Below are 690 nucleotides of genomic sequence, written 5' to 3'. Positions count from 1 at the left end.
AGAGATTGTTGCCCATTCCATCTCGATGTGTCCCAACCTCCTCCAGCAACAAGAGATGCTTCAGATACTCATGGATGCCAAACCCGCAGGGGTCGAACCGATCTTGCACTCGGATATGGGGTGGCAGTATCAGCACGAGACCTACGTCAGAACGCTTGCCGATAACGGTTTTATCCAGAGCATGTCACGTAAAGGCAACTGCATCGATAACGGCGCCACCGAGCAAGTTTTTGGACATCTGAAGGATGAGTTCTTTCGCGGGCAGGACTGGCAGACCTTCGAGAGTTTCAAGGTTGACCTTGATGCCTATATTACGCACTGGAATACAGCAAGGCGCCAGGTAAAGCTTAAGGGCCTGACTCCGGTAGAGTACCGGGTTCAGGCCCTGCAGGAAGCCGTATAGCGGCTACTATTTAAAGCGTCCAAGTTTCGGGGCGCAGTTCAGTTCCCTCAATGAAAGCCCCTCCAAAAAGGAAGGGAAATTGTTTGTCTGATGTTTCGTCGGTCTTTAGGGATAGCCCTCAATGAAAGCCCCTCCAAAAAGGAAGGGAAATTGTTTGTCTGATGTTTCGTCGGTCTTTAGGGATAGCCCTCAATGAAAGCCCCTCCGAAAAGGAAGGGAAATCGTTCCACCAGTTCAGGAAGCCGTTGATTACCTGACCCTCAATGAAAGCCCTTCCGAAAAGGAAG

The 690-nt window shown here is 50.6% G+C and carries 1 protein-coding gene; it reads left to right on the top strand.

Annotation, left to right across the window (positions count from 1 at the left end; all coding sequences use genetic code 11):
* On the top strand, window positions 1-403 hold a 403-nt coding region (locus tag HMPREF2874_RS06275), incomplete at its 5' end, for an IS3 family transposase (protein WP_141754237.1).
* Between the last annotated feature and the right edge of the window lie 287 nt (window positions 404-690).

The sequence above is a fragment of the Rothia sp. HMSC068F09 genome, assembly GCF_001812775.1.
GTDB lineage: Bacteria > Actinomycetota > Actinomycetes > Actinomycetales > Micrococcaceae > Rothia > Rothia mucilaginosa_A.
Note: the sequence above shows the minus strand (reverse complement) of the source record. Positions and strands in the feature narration are given on the sequence as shown.